Origin of the sequence: Streptomyces sp. NPDC050842, from assembly GCF_044456565.1 — a bacterium.
GTDB lineage: Bacteria > Actinomycetota > Actinomycetes > Streptomycetales > Streptomycetaceae > Streptomyces.
In genome coordinates, this window is record NZ_JBITGA010000001.1 from 355815 (window position 1) to 373185 (window position 17371).

A 17371-nucleotide genomic window follows, 5' to 3' on the forward strand; every position below is an offset into this window, starting at 1 on the left:
GCACCGAAGATCCTACTGCCGAGTCACCAGGGGCTCCTGGGGAAACCTTTACCCTTCGGGCACCTCCCTTCTACAATTCCTGCAGCACACGCCGGCCGGATCCTTCCCGATGTCCTCTCCCACGGGAGTGCCTCTTGCTCGTGCACCACATGGCGGTTCTTGGTCTCACTGCGGCGGAAGAGGAGCTCTACCGGCACCTGCTGCGCAACCCCGGCGTCGAACTCGACGAGGTGCACGTCCTGTTGAGGCAGGAACCCCTCACCTTGGACGCGGCGGTGCGTCGGCTGCGGGAACTGCACGTCATCCGCGAGGACGACGGCAAGGCGTGGCCGCACAAGCCGGACCTGGTGGTCAACCGGCTGGCCCAGCAGCGCCTGGAGGAGTTCTACAGCACCATCCGCACGCTGTCCGACCTGAAACCCATCGTGGACTCCCTGACGCGCGACGCGCGCGACCAGGGTCCGAACTCCGAACACGCCCCGGTGGAACGGCTGATGGGGTTATCGGCCATCCGCGAACGTCTGGACGAACTGGCGTTCTTCGCCCGTACGGAGGTTCTGGCCTCCGAGCCCTACGACGCGCTCACCCTGGAGAACATCAAGCACTCCCGCCCGCTCGACCTGCGCTGCCTGCGCCGTGGCGTCGTCCTGCGCAACCTGGTCCGCGCCTCCGCGGTGGCGGACGACACCACGCGGGCCTACCTCCAGGAACTGACCGCCGCCGGGGCCCGGATCCGGGTGGTCGAGGACCTGAGCGAGCTGATGATCGTGTACGACCACCACACCACGCTGGTGCCGGTGGACCCGAAGAACACCTCCAAGGGCGCCCTCTGCTCGAGCGAGGAGGGGATCGTCACCACCGTCGTCAACAATTTCGAGCGTCTGTGGGCGGGGGCCGAGGAGTTCACCGACTTGGTCGGGCAGGGGGACGACTCGTCGGGCGACACCGAACTGACCGATCTGCAAGTACAGGTGCTGCGGGCGATGTGCACGGTCGGCAAGGACGAGACCGGCGCCCGCCAGGTGGGCACCGCACTGCGTACCTACCGCCGCCACATATCGGAGCTGATGCGGCTCCTCGGTGCGGAGAACCGCGCCCATGCGGCGTTGCGGGCCCGAGAACGAGGGTGGGTCTGACAGTCGGCGGGTCTGACAGCCGGGGCGTGACCCGGCCGTCAGCCGTCCCCGAATTCCCGGGCGTCCGCCCAAAGCCGCTCGAAGTGGTTGACGACCGTGCTCACCATGCCGGGTTCAGCCGTGACGAACGCGCCCTTGGCGATGTCCGAGGGCTCGACCGGCACCAGCGCGGTCCCGCCGTCGCACACCGCCATCGGGCTGTCCGAGGAGGACAGCACCCGCACCCGAGCGCCCGCGTCGGCCAGCCGGCGCAGGTGGGCGACGACCACCGGGTCGGCGAGCATGGACCGCCGCACCAGGAGCCGCACGGTGACGCCGCGACCCAGCATCCGCAGGCCCAGTGGCAAGGTCAGCCGCAGGACCCGGCGGTCGACCTCCTCGCAGAGCCCACCCGCCAGCACCTCGGAGCGGGTACTCAGGGCGAGGGCCTCCACCCTCGCCCGCAACGCGGTGGGATCGGTGATCCGCTCCACCAGCCGGCCGTCCTGCGGAGGTGTGTCACCCTCCTCGCGCCGGCCGGCGGCGTCCGCCTCGTCCTCCAGGGAGCGCACCACCGTGTAGACCTGGGCAAGGCTGCGGGTGATGGTGTGCAGCTCGGCCAGCAGCCGCTCGGCCAGCAGGCCCACCACCACCTTCGGCTCCTCCGGCCACAGCGCTCCGTCGCTCTCGACCACGGCGCCCAGGGCCTTCAGTCGCCCCACGGCAGCCGCACCGGCCCCGGGCGGGTGCCACGGCGCGGCGACGATCTCGGCGACGCCGCTGCCGGGATGCCTCAACAGGTGGCGGTACGTCTGCTCCTCAGCAGGGGTGATTCCCAGGATCTGCATGCGGTGCATCGGCGGTGCTCCACGGTCGGTCGGTGACGAGGTACTGGAAAGGCGGTGGGCCGCGCGTCGTGCTCGGCACCCCGGACCGCTGGACCCACCCCCGTGGCGGGCTCGCCGCTCAGGATCAGGTGCCCGGCTTCTCCTGCCAGCCGTTGACCCAGCACGCGTCCTGGGGGTCGAGACAGCCGCCCGCCACTACGACGGCGTCACCGCTCGCCGGTGTGACGCTCCCCGCGAGGGCGGCGAACGTCCCTGCCATCGCCAGCGCGGTCAGCATCGCCGCCGCGATCCCTCGGGCAGCCTCGCTGGTGGCGGTACGCATCATGGTTCTTCCCCTCCCGGCGCCCCGGCGCCGTTTCCTCAGAGGTGCCCGGGACGAGATCCCCGACCACATCAGAAGCATCGCAGCGAACCCCCTCCTCCACAGGACTCACCGTTGGCATGCTCCTGCCTCCGCACCGTGCACGATCCTGCCACCGCCGGCCTGTGAGGAGGCCGAGGGCTCAACCAGAAGGCGATCGCCGTCGCCGCGTTCGACGAGGCGTCACGCACCCACGAGGAGTACCGGCTCCGGCTGGAGGCCGAGAAGGAGATACGGCTTGCCGGCCTCGACGTGCGGCGACAGGTCGCGGAGGCACAGGCCGCCGTGCTCGCCACGGGTCTGGAGAACGCCGACATCAGCATCGTCGGTGGCGAGTCCGTCTTCCTCGACCGGCTCGTGCAGTCGATCGCGCTCGGCAAGTCCGTCGACGGCTTCCTGGACCACTCCCGGACCGCGCGGTCGCTGGCCGGTCCGTGGCTGAACGGCGAGGGTTCCTTCACCGAGGACCTCACCAAGGTGCTCGGCTCGCTCTCCAGCGCGGACGTGCAGAACCTCAGTGTCTCCGCGCTCCTCGCGAAGGTCATGAAGTCCGGCGTGCTCGACGCGCACGTCCCCGGCCCGGCCACTGGGGCCCCGGCCGAGACCGCGGCGCTGAATGGCGTCTCCATGAGCTGACCGCCCCGGGGGAGCGGTCACAGGGGGTCCGGTGCCGGCGAACGGGGGAGTGGCCGGCACCGGACCCGTATCCACCACGGTACAAGGAGCGGAGCGAGATGAGCGCCGGAATCGACCAGGACACGTACACGGTGCTGCGTGACCGGCTCGCCGCACAGGCGGCCGAGCTGGCCGGGCGCACCGGGACCCTCAACGAGGCCCGGATCGCGGCCTTCGGTTCCGGCGAGCTCGGCCTGACCGGCACCGGCCGGGTGCGCACCGAGCACGCCTGCGTGCCCCGGGACGTCGCCGCGGTCGGCGACGACCTGCTGCTCCTCGGCTCCCACACGCCGTCCACGGGACCGTCCGAGACGGCGGTCGCCGACGTCTTCACCCTCTACGACCGCGACCTGAAGGCGCTGCCCGAGGACGCCGTGCCCGGTCTGCTCGACGACCCCGGCTTCGTACGGGAGTTCTCCGCGCTGCACCGCTACTTCCGGGGGGCGCGCCTCCTGCGGCTGCGCCGCGAGGAGGGCCGGCTGCTCGCCGTCTTCCGGACAGGGGAGCAAGCGGACGACCTCCGGGTGCTGCGCTGGTCCGTGGATCCGTCCGGCGGGACGCGGTTCCTCGATGCGCAGGGCGAGCGCGACCTGGCCCTCCCGCCGTCCCATGACGTCGACTGGGTGGAGACGACCCGTGACGACCACGTGCTGGGCCGCCATCCGCACATCGCGCTCGACGGCCGCGTCTTCGTCTCGGCGGTCGGTGGGACGCTGACGGTCAAGACGGAGAACGACACCGAGTCGCCCGAAGGCATCCACACGGAGCCGGTCGACGAGCCGCTGCAGTCGCTGGCCGACGCCGAGGTGGCGTACGCGGTCGTGGGCACCCTGACCCTGGTGCGCGTCCGCCCGTACAAGGAGGAGACGCACCGCCACCTCGTCTTCAACACCCTGACCAGGACCGTGGTCCGGCTCGACGGCATCGGGCAGGCGTGCCTGCGGCTGCCCGATGACGAGGGGATCGTCTTCCCCGGCGGCTCCTGCCTGGCCTCCGGCCCGGTGAAGACCTTCGACACCGATACGTCGGGGCTGACCTTCGACCGGGTGGTCCGCTCTCCCGACGGAGAAGACGTCCTCTTCGTCTTCCGCGCCCAGGCAGCGGGCCGCAGCCTGCTCCTCCCGTACAACCTGATCCGCAAGGAGATCGCGAACCCGGTCGCCTGCCGCGGCCACGCGCTGCTCGACGACGGGACGATGGCCGTGCTGCGGGGCGATTCCGCAGAGCCCGGCCGGGGCCACCCGGTGCAGATCTGGCGGACGCCGTACGTCTCCGACATCCACACGGCTCCCGTGGGCGACGGTCCGTCGGCCCGCATCGGCAACGCCGACCTTGCCCGGGGCATCGCCGACTGCCTGGCGATCGCCCGCCAGGCCACCGAGCTGACACCCGCCGGCGAGGTGTACGAGGCACTCGTCGCCGCCTGCGGTCGCGCGCACGACGCACACCACTGGCTCGGAGACCCGGAAGCCGGAGACCTCGACGCTCCGCTGACCGCGCTCCGGGACACCGCCGCGCAGGTCCTCGACGAGTTCGAGACCGTGACGACCCTCACCCGGCGGGCCGCCGAGGCACTGGCCGAGTCCGCGCAGCGGATCAACCGGCTGGTCCGGCGCGTTCGCGGCGAGGCGCCCGCCACGGCCGAGGAGTGGATCTCGCGAATCACCGAACTCCGCCAGGCGCAAGGGCACCTGGTGACCCTGAAGGAGACGCGCTACGCCGACACGGACGGCATCGACACCCTCGCCGGCGACGTCGAAGCCGACATCACCTCGGCCGCCCGGCGGGCCGTCGCCTTCCTCCGGCGCGCGGACGCCTTCACCGTCCACCACGCCGAGACGGAACGGCTCGCGGACGAGGCGACGACCAGCTCGGCCGACTCCTCCTCCAACTGGAGAACCTGGAGTCCCGCTTCGCCGAACACGACGACTTCCTCGGCGACATCGCCACGCAGCGCACCGACATCCACGACGCCTTCACGGCCCGCAGGCAGTCCCTCCTGGCGGCCGGTGACCCCGTCGCGCGCCGCGACCGCCTGGCCCACCCGTACCCCCCCCGGCCGAGCTCGACCGGATCCTCGCCGTCCTGCGTCATCTCCTCACCGCCTGCGAGACCGTCCTGGCCGTCAACGAGGAGCACATCGCCTCGGCCGCCCGCAGCGACGCGGCCCGCACGGAACCGCCCTTCCGGCTCCAGGGCTCGTACCGCACCATGAACAAGATCGCGGCCCGCATCTCGGCCGCCATGAACGGTGCCGAACTCGTCGCCGTGATCCACGACCACTACACCGCCGAGGCCCAGACCCTCACCACCGAAGCCGAGGCCAACCTCCTCGAGCTCGCCGAACTGCGCGGCACCCTCACGCCGGCCCAGGCCGCCCGCCGGTCGGAGATCATCGCCGCCCATACCCGCACCCAGGCCTTGGGGGCTCCGGAGACGACCCGGCCGCCAGGGCGGTCGCCGCCCTCGGCCTGCTCGCCGACCGCATCACCGCCGTGGAGACGGCCATCACCCGCGCCATGGACCCGCGCCACCTCCTGACGTGTCCTGTGGGACGCCACGCATCACGACCCGATGACGTCCCCGACCAGTACGCAGACTTCTGACCAGCGGAAATAAGTGCACGAAGATGCTCTGGCGAGCCCCCCGAGCACCCGATAGGGTGTAAGGAACGCGTCAATACGACGCTGGTGTGCCGGGAAGTCTGGTCGGCGTTCGAGGGGCCCGTATGCCCACCCGCCGACACGCCCCGGAGGCTCGCCCCATGTCCCAGCCGCGCCAGCGCAAAGTCGTCCTCGGACTGCTGCCCTGGCCCGAACGCCAAGCGATCACCGAGGCGCTGCGCACCGAGACGGTCGGCGGGCTCGTCCTCCTCGGCGCCGCTGTCATCGCCCTCATCTGGGCGAACAGCCCCTGGAGCGAGGCATACGCGAGCATCCGCGACGTCCACTTCGGCATACCCGCCCTCGGCCTCGACCTGTCCGTCGGCCACTGGACCGCCGACGGCCTGCTCGCCGTCTTCTTCCTCGTCGCGGGCATCGAGCTGAAACGCGAACTCGTCGTCGGCGAGCTCCGCACCCCCGCGACGGCGGCACTGCCCGTGATCGCGGCGTTCTGCGGGATGGCCGTGCCCGCCGCGCTCTACGCACTCACCGCGGCAGCGGGCGGTGGAAGCCTGGACGGCTGGGCGGTGCCGATGGCCACCGACATCGCCTTCGCCCTCGCGGTCCTCGCCGTCATCAGCACCCATCTCCCCTCGGCCCTCCGGGCGTTCCTGCTCACCCTCGCGGTCGTCGACGACCTCGGCGCCATCCTGATCATCGCCGTCTTCTTCACCTCCGACCTGAACTTCTGGGCGCTCGGGGGCGCCGTCGCGGGACTCGTCCTCTTCTACGCCCTCCAGCGCCTGCGCGTGCGCGGCTGGTGGTGGTACGTGCCGCTCGGCCTCGCGATCTGGGCGCTGATGTACGACTCCGGCGTCCACGCCACCGTCGCCGGCGTCGCCATGGGCCTGATCCTGCGCACCACGCGCGACAAGGGCGAGGCCAGGAGCCCGGCGGCCCGCGTCTCGCACCTCGTCCACCCCTTCTCCGCCGGCGTCGCCGTCCCGCTCTTCGCACTCTTCGCCGCCGGGGTGAGCGTGTCAGGCGCGGCCCTGGCCCACGTCTTCACCGACCCGGAGCCCCTCGCCGTCCTCGTCGGTCTGGTCGTGGGCAAGATCCTCGGCGTCTTCCTCGGCACCTACCTCGCCGCGCGCTTCACCCGCGCCCAGCTCAACCCCGACCTCGCCTGGGCCGACGTCCTCGGCCTCGCGGCCCTCGCCGGGATCGGCTTCACCGTCGCCCTCCTCATCGGCGAACTCGCCTTCCCGACCGCGGCCGAGGCCGAACACGTCAAGGCCGCCGTCCTCATCGGCTCGCTCACCGCGGCCGCCCTCGCCGCCGTACTCCTGCGCCGCCGCAACCGCCTCTACAAGCAGCTGTACGAGGAAGAGGAACGCGACGACGACGCCGACGGCATCCCCGACATCTACCGGACAGGCGCTCCGGGGATCGCCCGGTGACCACGACAGACGCCCTGCGCCTCCGGGTGCCGCCCGGCGAGCAACACTTGGAGTAGGCGGACGCCGTACTGATCCGATCACCGGGACTGCTCCGATGGTCTGCGGCTCGGGCGGAGGACCGCCGGCTTGAGCCCCGGGAGACGGCGATGAACGGCTCGGTTCGGATCGGACGGGTCCTCGGCGTGCCGCTGCTCGTCCACTGGACGGTGCCCCTGCTCGTGCTCCTCTTCGGATATAGCCTGGGAAGCCAGACGCTCCCCCTATGGCTTCCGGGCATGTCGAACGCCACGTACACGGTCGCGGGCCTGCTGGGGGCCCTGCTGCTCGTCGGCAGCCTGCTGGCTCATGAGGCCGCGCACGCGTTCATCGCCCGGAGGAAGGACATCCCCGTCCAGGACGTCACGCTCTGGGCCCTGGGCGGGATGACCCGGATGGGCAGGCCGCGCACGGCCGGCGCGGCCTTCCTGGTGGCCGTAGGCGGGCCGCTCACCAGTCTCGTCGTCGGCGCGGCGGCGCTCGGGGCGGGCGTGGGGCTGGACGCGCTGTTCGGCTGGTCGGTGCCGGCGGCCGTCCTGGTGTGGCTCGCGTGGGTGAACGTCCTGCTGGGGGTGTTCAACCTGCTGCCCGCCGCGCCGCTCGACGGCGGGCGGGTGGTGCAGTCGGTGATCTGGTGGCGCACCGGAGACCGGGACCGGGCCGAGCGAGCGGCCGCGCGCAGCGGCCAGGTGCTCGGCTTCCTGCTGATCGCCGGAGGCTGGGTCGCGCTCCTGCGCGGCTCCTTCGGCGGTCTGTGGCTGATGGTCATCGGCTTCTTCGTCCTGATCGTCGCCGGCGCGGAGCGACGGCAGGCCGGAATGACCGCGGCGCTGCACGGGGTGAGAGCGTCCGATGCCATGTCGAGCCCCGTGGAGACCTGCCCGGACTGGCTCACCGTGGAACGCTGCGTCGACGACGTGGCGATGCGGGCCCGCCACTCCGTCCTGCCCCTGACCGACTTCGAAGGCCGCCCCAGCGGCCTGGTCGACCTGTCACGGTTCGCGGGAATCCCCGCGCCGCAGCGCAAGACCGTGCGTGTACGTGACGTGGCGACCCCGCTGTCGCAATGCACGACGTGCGCGCCGGAGGACCTCCTGGAAGGCGTGCTGGAAGGGGCCCGCCCGAGCAGGAGCGGCATACGGATCCTCGTCATCGACGGCACGCTCCTGGTGGGAGTCGTCACCGCACGCGACATCGCCCGCCTCGTCCAGCGCCACTCACTGCGCGGTACGAAGGGGGTCTCGAACAACGGCCCGGACAACGACCCGGACAACGACCCGGACGACGGATGAACCCGGGTGATCGTCAATCGCCGGCCGTCTGCCCCCGGCCCGGTACCTGCGCCGCCCTCGCGGCCTCGGCCTCCGCCTTCGCGTCGCTCACCACGGCGTCGGCCCTCTTCGCGACCTCGTCAGCGGCCGCGGCAGCGTCGAGCGAGAGCGGCGAACCTGCCTCGAGCTCCGGCGCCCCGCCCTCGTCCGGCGCGCCCTCGGCATCGGGGGCGGTTCCTTCCTCCGTCGGTGTACGTGCGGGAAGACCCATCGTCGACCGGTCGCCGAACGCGTGGGTGACGGCGCGGACGGCTTCGGTCAGCTCGCCCGGGATCACCCAGAACGTGTTGTTGTCGCTCTTCGCCAGGTGGGGGAGCGTCTCGAGGTACTTGTAGGCCAGGATCTTCGGGTCGGCGTTGTTGCGATGGACGGCCTGGAAGACGCGCTCCACCGCCTTCGCCTCGCCGTCGGCCCGCAGGATCATGGCCTGCTGCGTGCCCTGTGCCTCCAGGATGTCCTTCTGCTTCGTGCCCTCCGCGGTGAGGATCTTGGCCTGCCGTTCCCCTTCGGCGTGCAGGATGGCCGCGCGCTTGTCCCGCTCGGCCCGCATCTGCTTCTCCATCGCCTCTTTGATGGTGCTCGGAGGATCGATGGCCTTGATCTCGACACGGTTGACCCGGATGCCCCACTTGCCGGTGGCGTCGTCGAGGACCGCGCGCAGCCGCGCGTTGATCTCCTCACGTGAGGTGAGCGTCTGCTCCAGGTCCATGGACCCGATGACGTTCCGCAGCGTGGTCACGGTGAGCTGATCGATCGCATGGAGGTAGTCGGCGACCTCGTAGGCCGCCGCCCGCGGGTCGGTGATCTGGTAGTAGAGCACGGTGTCGATGTTCACCACGAGGTTGTCCTCGGTGATCACCGGCTTGGGTGCGGACGAGTACACCTGCTCGCGCACGTCGAGTTTGGTGTTCACGCGGTCGGCCACCGGCACGACGAAGTTCAGGCCGGGTTGCAGCGTCCGCCGGTACCGGCCGAACCGCTCGATGTTGTAGCGGCGTGCCTGCGGGACGATCCGCACCGTGGCGGCCACGAGGAAGACGACAACGATCGCCGCCACGAGAATCGGGATGAGGACGGGATCCACAATTCCTCCGTTGCGATGTGTTCAGCCGTTCACGGAAGGAGCTCGCGGGGGTAGACGACCGCTGTGGCGCCATCGATCTCCATGACATCCACCAGTGCTCCCACCGGGATCACGAGGCTCTCGTCGAGGGCGCGAGCGGACCATTCCTCACCGGAGAGCTTGATCAGGCCACGGTTCGCGGTGACCTCCTGCATCACCTCGGCCCGCTTGCCGATCAGCGCATCACTGCCGTCACGCATGAGGGGTGCCTGGGCCATCCGCAGCGCGACAGGACGGACGATGAGGAGGCCGGCTGCGGCTGCCACCCCGAGCGCCACGAGCTGGCCGAGAAGGCCGATTCCCACACCTGCGACGACAGCGGCGACCAATGCGGCGCCCGCCAGCAACCCGAAAACCAGTGTCAGGGTGAAGAACTCCGCGACACCAAGCACCCCGGCGGCGAGCAGCCATACGAACCACGGCATCGAGCCAGCCTCCCTCGGGGGGACCTATCCACCACCTACCCACCCGGAACCCGGACAGAACGGACTCATTCCCTCCACCTTCACGGGGTCGCGGAGCGTGTCGGCAGGCCTCGCGTCCAGTGGCAGAGGCCGGGCCGGAATCAAGACTCCAGCAGTGCAGCGATCAGCTTCCGCGCGGCCGCTTTGGTCAGCCGCTTCGAGGCCGTCGCGGTTCGCTCCCGAGGAGCACGCGGCTTGATGTCCGTTCCCTTGACCGCTTTGACGAACTCGGCGTCAAAGCGTTCCTTGCCCGCCTTCTCGGCGAGGTTCGCGAGGTACTTCAGCTGCTTCTCGGTGGCCCGCTCTGTCTGTGCCGCAGCCTTGCGCTTCGCGCTCTCCTCGCGGATCCGTCCGTAGTGCGCGTCGTTCGCGGCCTTGCGCGCGGCTTCGGCTTCCGGAGTCCGGCAGGTGACGTGGACCTGCTCGTGCCAGGTCTGGGTGCCGGGCTTGCCGGTGACGGCTTCCCACAGGGCGTTGGCCGTGAGTGCGGTCTCGTCGACGCCCTCGGTGAGGCCTGGTCCGACCAGGCCGTAGTAGCCGGACCTGCCGCGCGGTATGACGGTGAAGCCGGCCGGGACGGCGTGCGCGGTCAGCCAGTCCTGTCCGCAGCCGCAGTGGGTGGCGTGGTAGCGGGACCACTTGCTCTCGAGAGGCTCGTAGACCAGCCGGTCGCCGTAGTACTTCGGGTCGCGTGCGAATCCTGACATCAAGTGCCTCCCCTGGCCGGCCGATCTACCCGCCCAAGCATTGCAGCTGCAGCCGACAGTGCGGTCCGACGAAGCACTCACCCGAAGGTGACGGACCGCCAGGTCCGGCTACAAGGCGCAAAACCAGCCGTTGCCATGTATGGGATGTCGCACACTCTCCAACGGCCCGTCAGGGGCGGCTGTAGCGCGCGCACTCCAAGTAGGTGACCGGAGGCTGCTTGGCGCCGTCGTCGAGGCAGACCCGCACGATGGAGACGCCGGGCAGGTACACAGTCATCGTGAAGTCGAACTTCGCACTGGTGCCGCACACGTTGTCGTGGCTGGCGTAGCGCGCCACTTCGCGGTTGTCGGAGTCCAGGGCGAAGACCGTGGTCCCCCGGCAGCTCGTCGCGCTCACCGACTTGTGCTCGCCCGACACGCCGATCGATCGGTTGTACCAGGTCACGGTGCCCCGGGTGTACGTGTTCCCGACGGTGACGTCGAAAGCGCTGACCGGGTAAGCGGAGGTTTGGGCCTGCGCGGCAGGAGCGCCCAGGAGCATGCCTGCGGTCAGAAGAACAGCGCCAAGGGCGGCGGGAGTGGCGAGAGGGTTGCGCATGTCGTCTCCGGGGTCGGGGGCTCAGCGGGCGGTCGGGAGCGGGCATTTCAGTATTGCCGGGTGGCGCGGCTTGATGGTCGACCTTCGTGTCCGACGGGGTGTCAGCCGCGCAGGGCCGTTCGGAGCGTGAGTCCGTGGTTGCGCCGCAGTCGGTACAGCTCCCAGCACGACAGGGCCGTCACCGTGACGGGGGCGCCGAGGACGAAGATCATCCGGGGGCCCGGCGGGACCTGGGCGTAGGTTTCGGTGATCACATCCAGGAGGGCCATCTCCCACACCAGGACGCCGGCGAGGATCGGCGGTAGGACTTCGTGGATGTCGGCGGTGCGGAACACGTGGACCAAGGACAGTCCGATGCCGTAGAGCGCGAAGCCGATCGCCCACAGGCACAGCACGACGATGATGATCCTGCCGGGAAGCCCCACCGCGTCCCGCAGTCCCGCCGTCTCCGGAGCCATGGCGAGGGCGGAGGTGCCCATGGACGCCATGATGGCCAGGACCGAGCCGAGGGGGCGCAGAGCCCGGCGCAGGTACACCCGCCGCAGGCCGTCCCGTGCGGCTGCCACGAAGGCGCCGACCACTACGGGGAAGGTGCAGACGAGAACCAGCACACTGGACCAGCTCTGGTCGAGGCGTTCGCTCGCCATGCCATGGACGTCGTCGGCGTTCGCGATGGCTTTGTAGGTGAGCATCAAACCCACCCAGGCGACGAGCCCCAGACCGGTCCGCCACAACTGGAGCTTGCGGACCTCCCGATCGTCGACGATCCCGGGGCGCGAGGGGCGGAAGGTCCGCTGGGCGGCGTACAGGGGGTTGTAGAGGCCGCGCAGGATGTTCCGGGCCCGCGAGGGCGCTGTGCGCGGAGGCGGGAGCGGAACGTAGGTCGGCGGGTACGGGTATGCCGGCTGAGGGCCGGGTGGTGCGTACGGGTACCCAAGTGGCGGACCGGGGTGGGCGTTCGGGTACCTCGGTGGCGGACCGGGGTGAGCGTTCGGGTACCCCGGTGGCGGACCGGGGTGGGCGTTCGGGTGTCCCTGCGGGGGGACCGGAGGCGCGTGGGGGTGTCCTTGGGGTGGGTACGGGCCGTTGCCGCCCGCCGGGTCACCGTACCCACCAGTGCCGTAACCGCTCATGCCACGTACCCCCGATGTCCTGCCCGTTCGAACTCACGCATCCTAGGTCCTGGGCGTCCGGCGGCGGGGCGTCGGCCAGGGGGCAGTTCCCCGGAGACCGGCAGCTTCATGCGAAGTCCTCGTAGCCGCGCACCAGCTCGGCGACGCCTCGGCGCTGGCTAGCGAGAACGTGCCCATTTGAGGCAGGAGTTCGCCAGACGGCGTGTGCGGCGTGAAGACGATGCGGAGAGATCATTAAGAAACCTTGTTGAATAAGCCCGTACCCCGGGTTCGCACTTGATTTGCTCCTGCCAACCCGCACAGGGTTCTCTCGAACGTTTGACGCCCCACACGTCAACACGAGGAGAGATCCCCTTTCATGGCAACTCACAAGCGATCCCACGGACTTCGTAACGCGGCCATAGCCACTGGTGTGGCAGGTGCCGCCGCTGCGGCGCTGTTCGCGAGCAACATCGCCGGCGCGGCCGCCCCGGCCGAAGGAACCGTGCACGGTCTCGGCGCCCCGGGCGCCGTCGCCGGCAGCTTCGTCGTCATCCTCGACGCAACCGCGAACAAGGCGGACCTCGCGAAGAAGTACGGCGGCACACTCGTGCGCTCCTACGGCTCCGAGGTCAACGGTTTCTCCGCGTCCGGCCTCAGCGTCGACGAGGCCAAGCGCCTCGCCGCCGACCCCGCCGTCGGGACGGTCGTCCAGAACAAGCGGTTCAGCATCAACGAGACGCAGGAGAACCCCCCGTCCTGGGGCCTGGACCGGATCGACCAGACCGACGCGGCGGGCGACCAGAAGTACACCTACCCCGACAACGGCGGTGAGGGCGTGACCGCCTACGTCATCGACACCGGCGTACGGGTCTCGCACCAGGACTTCGGCGGCCGGGCCAGCCACGGCTTCGACGCCGTGGACAACGACAACACCGCCGACGACGGCAACGGTCACGGCACCCACGTCGCGGGCACCATCGCCGGCACCTCCCACGGCGTCGCCAAGAAGTCCAAGGTCGTCGCCGTTCGCGTCCTGGACGACAACGGCTCCGGCACCACCGAACAGGTCGTGGCGGGCATCGACTGGGTCACCCAGAACCACTCCGGGCCCTCGGTCGCGAACATGAGCCTCGGCGGCGGCGCCGACGAGGCGCTGGACGCGGCGGTCAAGCGGGCCATCGACTCCGGCGTGACCTTCGCGGTCGCGGCCGGCAACGAGTCCTCCGACGCCGGACAGGGCTCGCCGTCCCGGGTGCCCGAGGCGCTCACCGTGGCGTCCAGCACCAAGGACGACCAGCAGTCGGACTTCTCGAACTTCGGCGCTGTGGTCGACCTGTACGCGCCCGGCTCGGACATCACCTCCGCCTGGAACGACAGCGACACCGGCACCAAGACGATCTCCGGCACATCCATGGCCGCCCCGCACGTGGCGGGCGCCGCCGTCCTGTACCTGGCGGCCAACCCGTCGGCGACGCCGGCCGACACCGCCGCCGCGCTGACCGGGGCGGCCACCGCGGACGCCATCAAGAACGCCTCGCCCGGCACCGCGAACAAGCTGCTGAAGGTCGCCCCGTAGCGACACCATCGCACCACCGGGCGGTGGTGCGGCCCGGACCCCAGGCCGCACCACCGCCCGCACGCCGGTGAACCGGCCGTGAGGCGTGGTCCGGGGCCGGCGAACGGGGGAGTAGCCGGCACCGGACCCGTATCCACCACGGTGGAGCGGAAGGACATGATGGAGGGTCACAGCCGCAGGACGGCCGGGAGCGCCGCAGGACGGCCGGGAGTTCGCTCACTCCTTCGAGGATGTGGGTGGGGCGTTCGGCCGTGAGCTCGTCGCGGGTCTGGGCCCCGGTGAGGACGCCCACGACGATGCCGGCCCGGGCCGCGTGGCCGGCGCGGATGTAGAGCGCGGTGTCGCCCGCGACCAGGACCTCGGCGGGGTCGGTGACCCCGGTCAGCTCCATCGCGCCGTGGATCATGTGCGGCGTAGGGCGGCCCGCGGCCACCTCCGAGGCGCAGACGACGGCGTCGAGTCGGTCGCCGACGCGCCAGCCGACGGCCGCGAGCAGCGGGTCGGTGACCTGTCGGTCGAAACCGGTGGTGAGGACGACGCGCACACCCGCGGCCGGACGCCAAGGCGGGCGGCGAGCTCATCGCGGACGGCATCGCCGGCCTCCTGCGCCGCAAGCCCGACGCGCCGCTCGGCGTGGCCCCGGGGTTCGACTCCGATCCCGATCTACGACGCCCTGACCGCCCAGGTCGCGGCCGGTTCCGTGGACGCCTCCCGCGCCCGGATCCGTCGGGGCCCATGAAGGCGTCCGGGGAGAGCCCGAGGGGCTCGACGACCTGGCGGAGCACGGTGGAGCGGCTCCGCCGAGGACGTCCAGGCGGCCTGCGAGGCCTACGACAGGGCACTGGCCGAGGCCGGCGGCGTGGACCTGTGGGCATCGGCACCGACGGGCACATCGGCTTCAACGAGCCGTGCTCCTCGCTCGCCTCCCGCACCCGGATCAACACGCTGACCCAGCAGACCCGCGTGGACAACGCCCGCTTCTTCGACAACGACATCACGCAGGTGCCCCACCACGTCATCACCCAGGGCATCGGCACCATCCTGGAAGCCCGCCACCTCGTGCTCCTCGCCACCGGCGAGGGCAAGGCCGAGGCCGTGGCGCAGACCGTCGAGGGCCCCGTCGCCGCACTCGTACCGGCCTCCGCGCTCCAACTGCACCCGCACGCCACGGTCGTCGTGGACGAGGCCGCGGCCTCCAAACTGAAGCTCGCGGACTCTTCCGCGCGACGTACGCGGCGAAGCCCGCCTGGCAGGGCCTGTAGCCACACCTTCGGTGCGGCGGACAGCTCGGCCAGTCGAGAGGAGTTCAGGCGTAGGCGTCCTCGATGGCGACTCGTCGCACGGTACGCAGCGTCGACTGGAGACGGTCCAGATCGGTCGAGCCCAGCGCGAGGCGGAGCGCCTGTGGCGGGTGCATCGAGGTGCTGAACGGCTCCGCCGTGGACACCGAAATGTGCCGGCGGGCGAGGGTGGCGGTCAGGCGATCGGCGCGTGCGTCGTCGGGCAGCGGCAGCCATGTGAAGTACGACGAGGGGTGGCTGACGAGTGGCAGGCCGGCCAGCTCTTGTCCGGCGAGTGCCTGGCGGGCCTTGGCGTCGTCTCGCTTCTGCGCTTCCAGGTGGTCCACCGTGCCGTCGTCGAGCCATCTGCAGACGATCGCGGTGGTGAGGGCCGGGGTGTTCCAGGTGGTCGCTCGGATCGCGCGTTCGAGCGACGGCACCGCAGAAGGCGGGGCGACGACGAAGCCGACCCGGAGGCCGGTGGCGATGCTCTTGGACAGTCCCGAGACGTAGACGGTGATGTCCGGCGCGGTGGCGGCCAGCGGCGGTGGAGGGTCCTCGACCAGGTAGGCGTAGGAGGCGTCTTCGATGATGAGCGCCCCGTGCTGCCGGGCGATCTCGATCAGGCGCTTCCGGTCGGTTGCCGGCATGACCCATCCCAGCGGGTTGTGCAAGGTGGGCATGGTGTAGATCGCGCGCACAGGGCGGGTCGCGCACAGCTTCTCGAGGGCATCGAGATTCGGCCCGTCGGCGGCTGCGGGGATGGGCGCCAGGTCGAGATGGAAGGCATGCGCGAGCACCTTGAATCCCGGGTACGTGAGTGCGTCGACCGCGACGACGTCGCCGGCGTCGAGCGTGGCCATGACGGTGACGGCCAGGCCGTGCTGCGCACCGTTGACGATGAGGATCCGCTCCGCGTCAGTGGTGATTCCGCGACGCCTCAGGTGCCGTGCGATCGAGGCTCTGTCCTGGGGACGCCCCGAATGTGGCTGGTAGCGCAGGAGCGTGTCGAGATCACCGGAGGTGGCCACCTCCCGCAGGGCCTGCCGAAGGAGATCGGCTTGCCCGGGCAGCGACGGATAGTTGAAGTTGAGGTCGACCGCGCCCGTGGCGACGACCTGCTGATCGATGCCGTGACCGGAGGGCACCGCGATGTCACGCACGAACGTGCCGCGACCCTGCTCCCGGCTCACCAGACCCATCGCTTCCAGCTCGGCGTACACCCGAGTCGCGGTCACGACGGCGATGCTCTCGCGGGCGGCGAGCGCGCGGTGCGTCGGCAGGCGCACGCCTGCGGCGAGTCGCCCCGACCGGATGTCGGATGCGAGTGCGTCGACCAGCGTCTTGTACCGCGGGGCTGCCATGCGCCGGATTGTATCCATGACAATTCTTTGACTGTCCTGTTCACGCGTCCCTACCGTCGAGGCACACCCAGCCGGAAGGACAGTCACCGTGCACATCGCCATCCTCACCTTCGAGGGCTACAACGAGCTCGACTCCCTGATCGCGCTCGGAGTGCTCAACCGCATCAGGTCCGACGACTGGCGCGTCACCATCGCCACCCCCAGCCCCAAGGTGACGTCGATGAACGGGGTCGTCATCGAGCAGATGTCGACTCTTGAGGAGGCGTGCGCCGCTGACGCCGTCATCGTCGGCAGTGGCATCGCCACCCGCGAGGTCGTCGAAGACCCGGCGATCATGAAGGTCCTGCGCGGCCTGGACCCCTCGCGCCAACTCATCGCGGCGCAGTGCTCCGGCGCGCTCGTGCTGGCCAAGCTCGGCCTGCTCGACGGCATCCCCGCCTGTACCGACCTGACCACCAGGCCCTGGGTCGTCGCCGCCGGCGTCGAGGTGCTCCACCAGCCCTTCTACGCCAAGGACAACATCGCCACCGCCGGTGGCTGCCTGGCCTCGCAGTACCTCGCCGCCTGGATCATCGCCCGTCTTGAGGGCAACGACGCCGCCGAAGGCGCGCTGCACTATGTCGCTCCGGTCGGTGAGAAGGAGGAGTACATCGAGCGCGCCTGGCGCAACATCACTCCCTACCTGCCCGCTCACACCCGCGTGCTCGTCTGAAAA

Annotated in this window: 14 protein-coding genes and 3 pseudogenes; 8 read left to right on the plus strand and 9 right to left on the minus strand. The window is 70.5% G+C overall.

Translation table 11 applies throughout. The features are described 5' to 3' along the window. Positions 1 to 149 precede the first annotated feature (149 nt). On the plus strand, positions 150 to 1136 hold the full coding sequence (locus ACIBG6_RS01675) for a helix-turn-helix transcriptional regulator (RefSeq protein ID WP_399220467.1): 987 nt from the start codon (positions 150 to 152) through the stop codon (positions 1134 to 1136). Positions 1137 to 1174: 38 nt separating this feature from the next. Here the strand turns inward: ACIBG6_RS01675 and ACIBG6_RS01680 are convergent, their stop codons facing one another. After that, the gene (locus tag ACIBG6_RS01680; protein WP_399220468.1) at positions 1175 to 1963 is read right to left on the minus strand and encodes a helix-turn-helix transcriptional regulator; all 789 of its coding nucleotides are present in this window, start codon (positions 1961 to 1963) and stop codon (positions 1175 to 1177) included. A 124-nt stretch (positions 1964 to 2087) separates the two neighbouring features. Continuing rightward, positions 2088 to 2288, minus strand: coding sequence for a hypothetical protein (locus tag ACIBG6_RS01685; protein ID WP_399220469.1), 201 nt, complete (start codon positions 2286 to 2288; stop codon positions 2088 to 2090). A 174-nt stretch (positions 2289 to 2462) separates the two neighbouring features. On the opposite strand from ACIBG6_RS01685, the pseudogene ACIBG6_RS01690 reads away from it, so the two are divergent. From ACIBG6_RS01690 to ACIBG6_RS01705, 4 genes and pseudogenes are all read left to right on the plus strand, one after another. Further along, positions 2463 to 2960 (plus strand): annotated as a pseudogene (locus ACIBG6_RS01690) (flotillin family protein); the annotation flags it as partial. 98 nt (positions 2961 to 3058) lie between these two features. Further along, positions 3059 to 5605, plus strand: a pseudogene (locus ACIBG6_RS01695) (hypothetical protein); the annotation flags it as partial. Between the two features lie 158 nt (positions 5606 to 5763). Further along, complete coding sequence (gene nhaA, locus ACIBG6_RS01700; RefSeq protein ID WP_399220470.1) at positions 5764 to 7062, plus strand: Na+/H+ antiporter NhaA; 1299 nt, start codon at positions 5764 to 5766, stop codon at positions 7060 to 7062. A 146-nt stretch (positions 7063 to 7208) separates the two neighbouring features. Next, positions 7209 to 8390 (plus strand): site-2 protease family protein, encoded by a 1182-nt coding sequence (locus ACIBG6_RS01705; RefSeq protein ID WP_399220471.1) that lies wholly within the window; start codon positions 7209 to 7211, stop codon positions 8388 to 8390. A gap of 13 nt (positions 8391 to 8403) precedes the next feature. Here the strand turns inward: ACIBG6_RS01705 and ACIBG6_RS01710 are convergent, their stop codons facing one another. The 5 genes from ACIBG6_RS01710 to ACIBG6_RS01730 all read right to left on the minus strand — a co-directional run bounded on the left by ACIBG6_RS01710 (position 8404) and on the right by ACIBG6_RS01730 (position 12013). Further along, positions 8404 to 9513: an SPFH domain-containing protein gene (locus ACIBG6_RS01710; RefSeq protein WP_399220472.1), complete on the minus strand. Its 1110-nt coding sequence runs from the start codon at positions 9511 to 9513 to the stop codon at positions 8404 to 8406. Positions 9514 to 9542: 29 nt separating this feature from the next. Continuing rightward, positions 9543 to 9977 carry an NfeD family protein gene (locus ACIBG6_RS01715; RefSeq protein WP_399220473.1) on the minus strand — a complete coding sequence of 145 codons (435 nt, stop codon included), beginning with the start codon at positions 9975 to 9977 and terminating at the stop codon, positions 9543 to 9545. A 140-nt stretch (positions 9978 to 10117) separates the two neighbouring features. After that, a complete protein-coding gene (locus ACIBG6_RS01720) occupies positions 10118 to 10723 on the minus strand; it encodes a hypothetical protein (protein WP_399220474.1) in 606 nt (201 codons plus the stop codon). Positions 10724 to 10892: 169 nt separating this feature from the next. Beyond that, the gene (locus tag ACIBG6_RS01725) at positions 10893 to 11321 is read right to left on the minus strand and encodes a hypothetical protein (RefSeq protein ID WP_399220475.1); all 429 of its coding nucleotides are present in this window, start codon (positions 11319 to 11321) and stop codon (positions 10893 to 10895) included. Between the two features lie 101 nt (positions 11322 to 11422). Then, on the minus strand, positions 11423 to 12013 hold the full coding sequence (locus tag ACIBG6_RS01730) for a hypothetical protein (protein WP_399220476.1): 591 nt from the start codon (positions 12011 to 12013) through the stop codon (positions 11423 to 11425). Positions 12014 to 12812: 799 nt separating this feature from the next. Between ACIBG6_RS01730 and ACIBG6_RS01735 the strand changes: the two genes are divergently transcribed. Beyond that, positions 12813 to 14012 (plus strand): S8 family serine peptidase, encoded by a 1200-nt coding sequence (locus tag ACIBG6_RS01735; RefSeq protein ID WP_399220477.1) that lies wholly within the window; start codon positions 12813 to 12815, stop codon positions 14010 to 14012. Here ACIBG6_RS01735 and ACIBG6_RS01740 read toward each other — a convergent pair. After that, on the minus strand, positions 13960 to 14556 hold the full coding sequence (locus ACIBG6_RS01740; RefSeq protein ID WP_399220478.1) for an HAD family hydrolase: 597 nt from the start codon (positions 14554 to 14556) through the stop codon (positions 13960 to 13962). The two genes, ACIBG6_RS01735 and ACIBG6_RS01740, sit on opposite strands and share 53 nt — an antisense overlap. A 35-nt stretch (positions 14557 to 14591) precedes the next feature. On the opposite strand from ACIBG6_RS01740, the pseudogene ACIBG6_RS01745 reads away from it, so the two are divergent. Then, positions 14592 to 15274 (plus strand): annotated as a pseudogene (locus ACIBG6_RS01745) (glucosamine-6-phosphate deaminase). Positions 15275 to 15318: 44 nt separating this feature from the next. Here ACIBG6_RS01745 and ACIBG6_RS01750 read toward each other — a convergent pair. After that, a complete protein-coding gene (locus ACIBG6_RS01750; RefSeq protein WP_399220479.1) occupies positions 15319 to 16656 on the minus strand; it encodes a PLP-dependent aminotransferase family protein in 1338 nt (445 codons plus the stop codon). Positions 16657 to 16744: 88 nt separating this feature from the next. Here ACIBG6_RS01750 and ACIBG6_RS01755 point away from each other — a divergent pair, with 88 nt between their 5' ends. Continuing rightward, positions 16745 to 17368, plus strand: coding sequence for a DJ-1/PfpI family protein (locus tag ACIBG6_RS01755; protein ID WP_399220480.1), 624 nt, complete (start codon positions 16745 to 16747; stop codon positions 17366 to 17368). Positions 17369 to 17371: the final 3 nt, after the last annotated feature.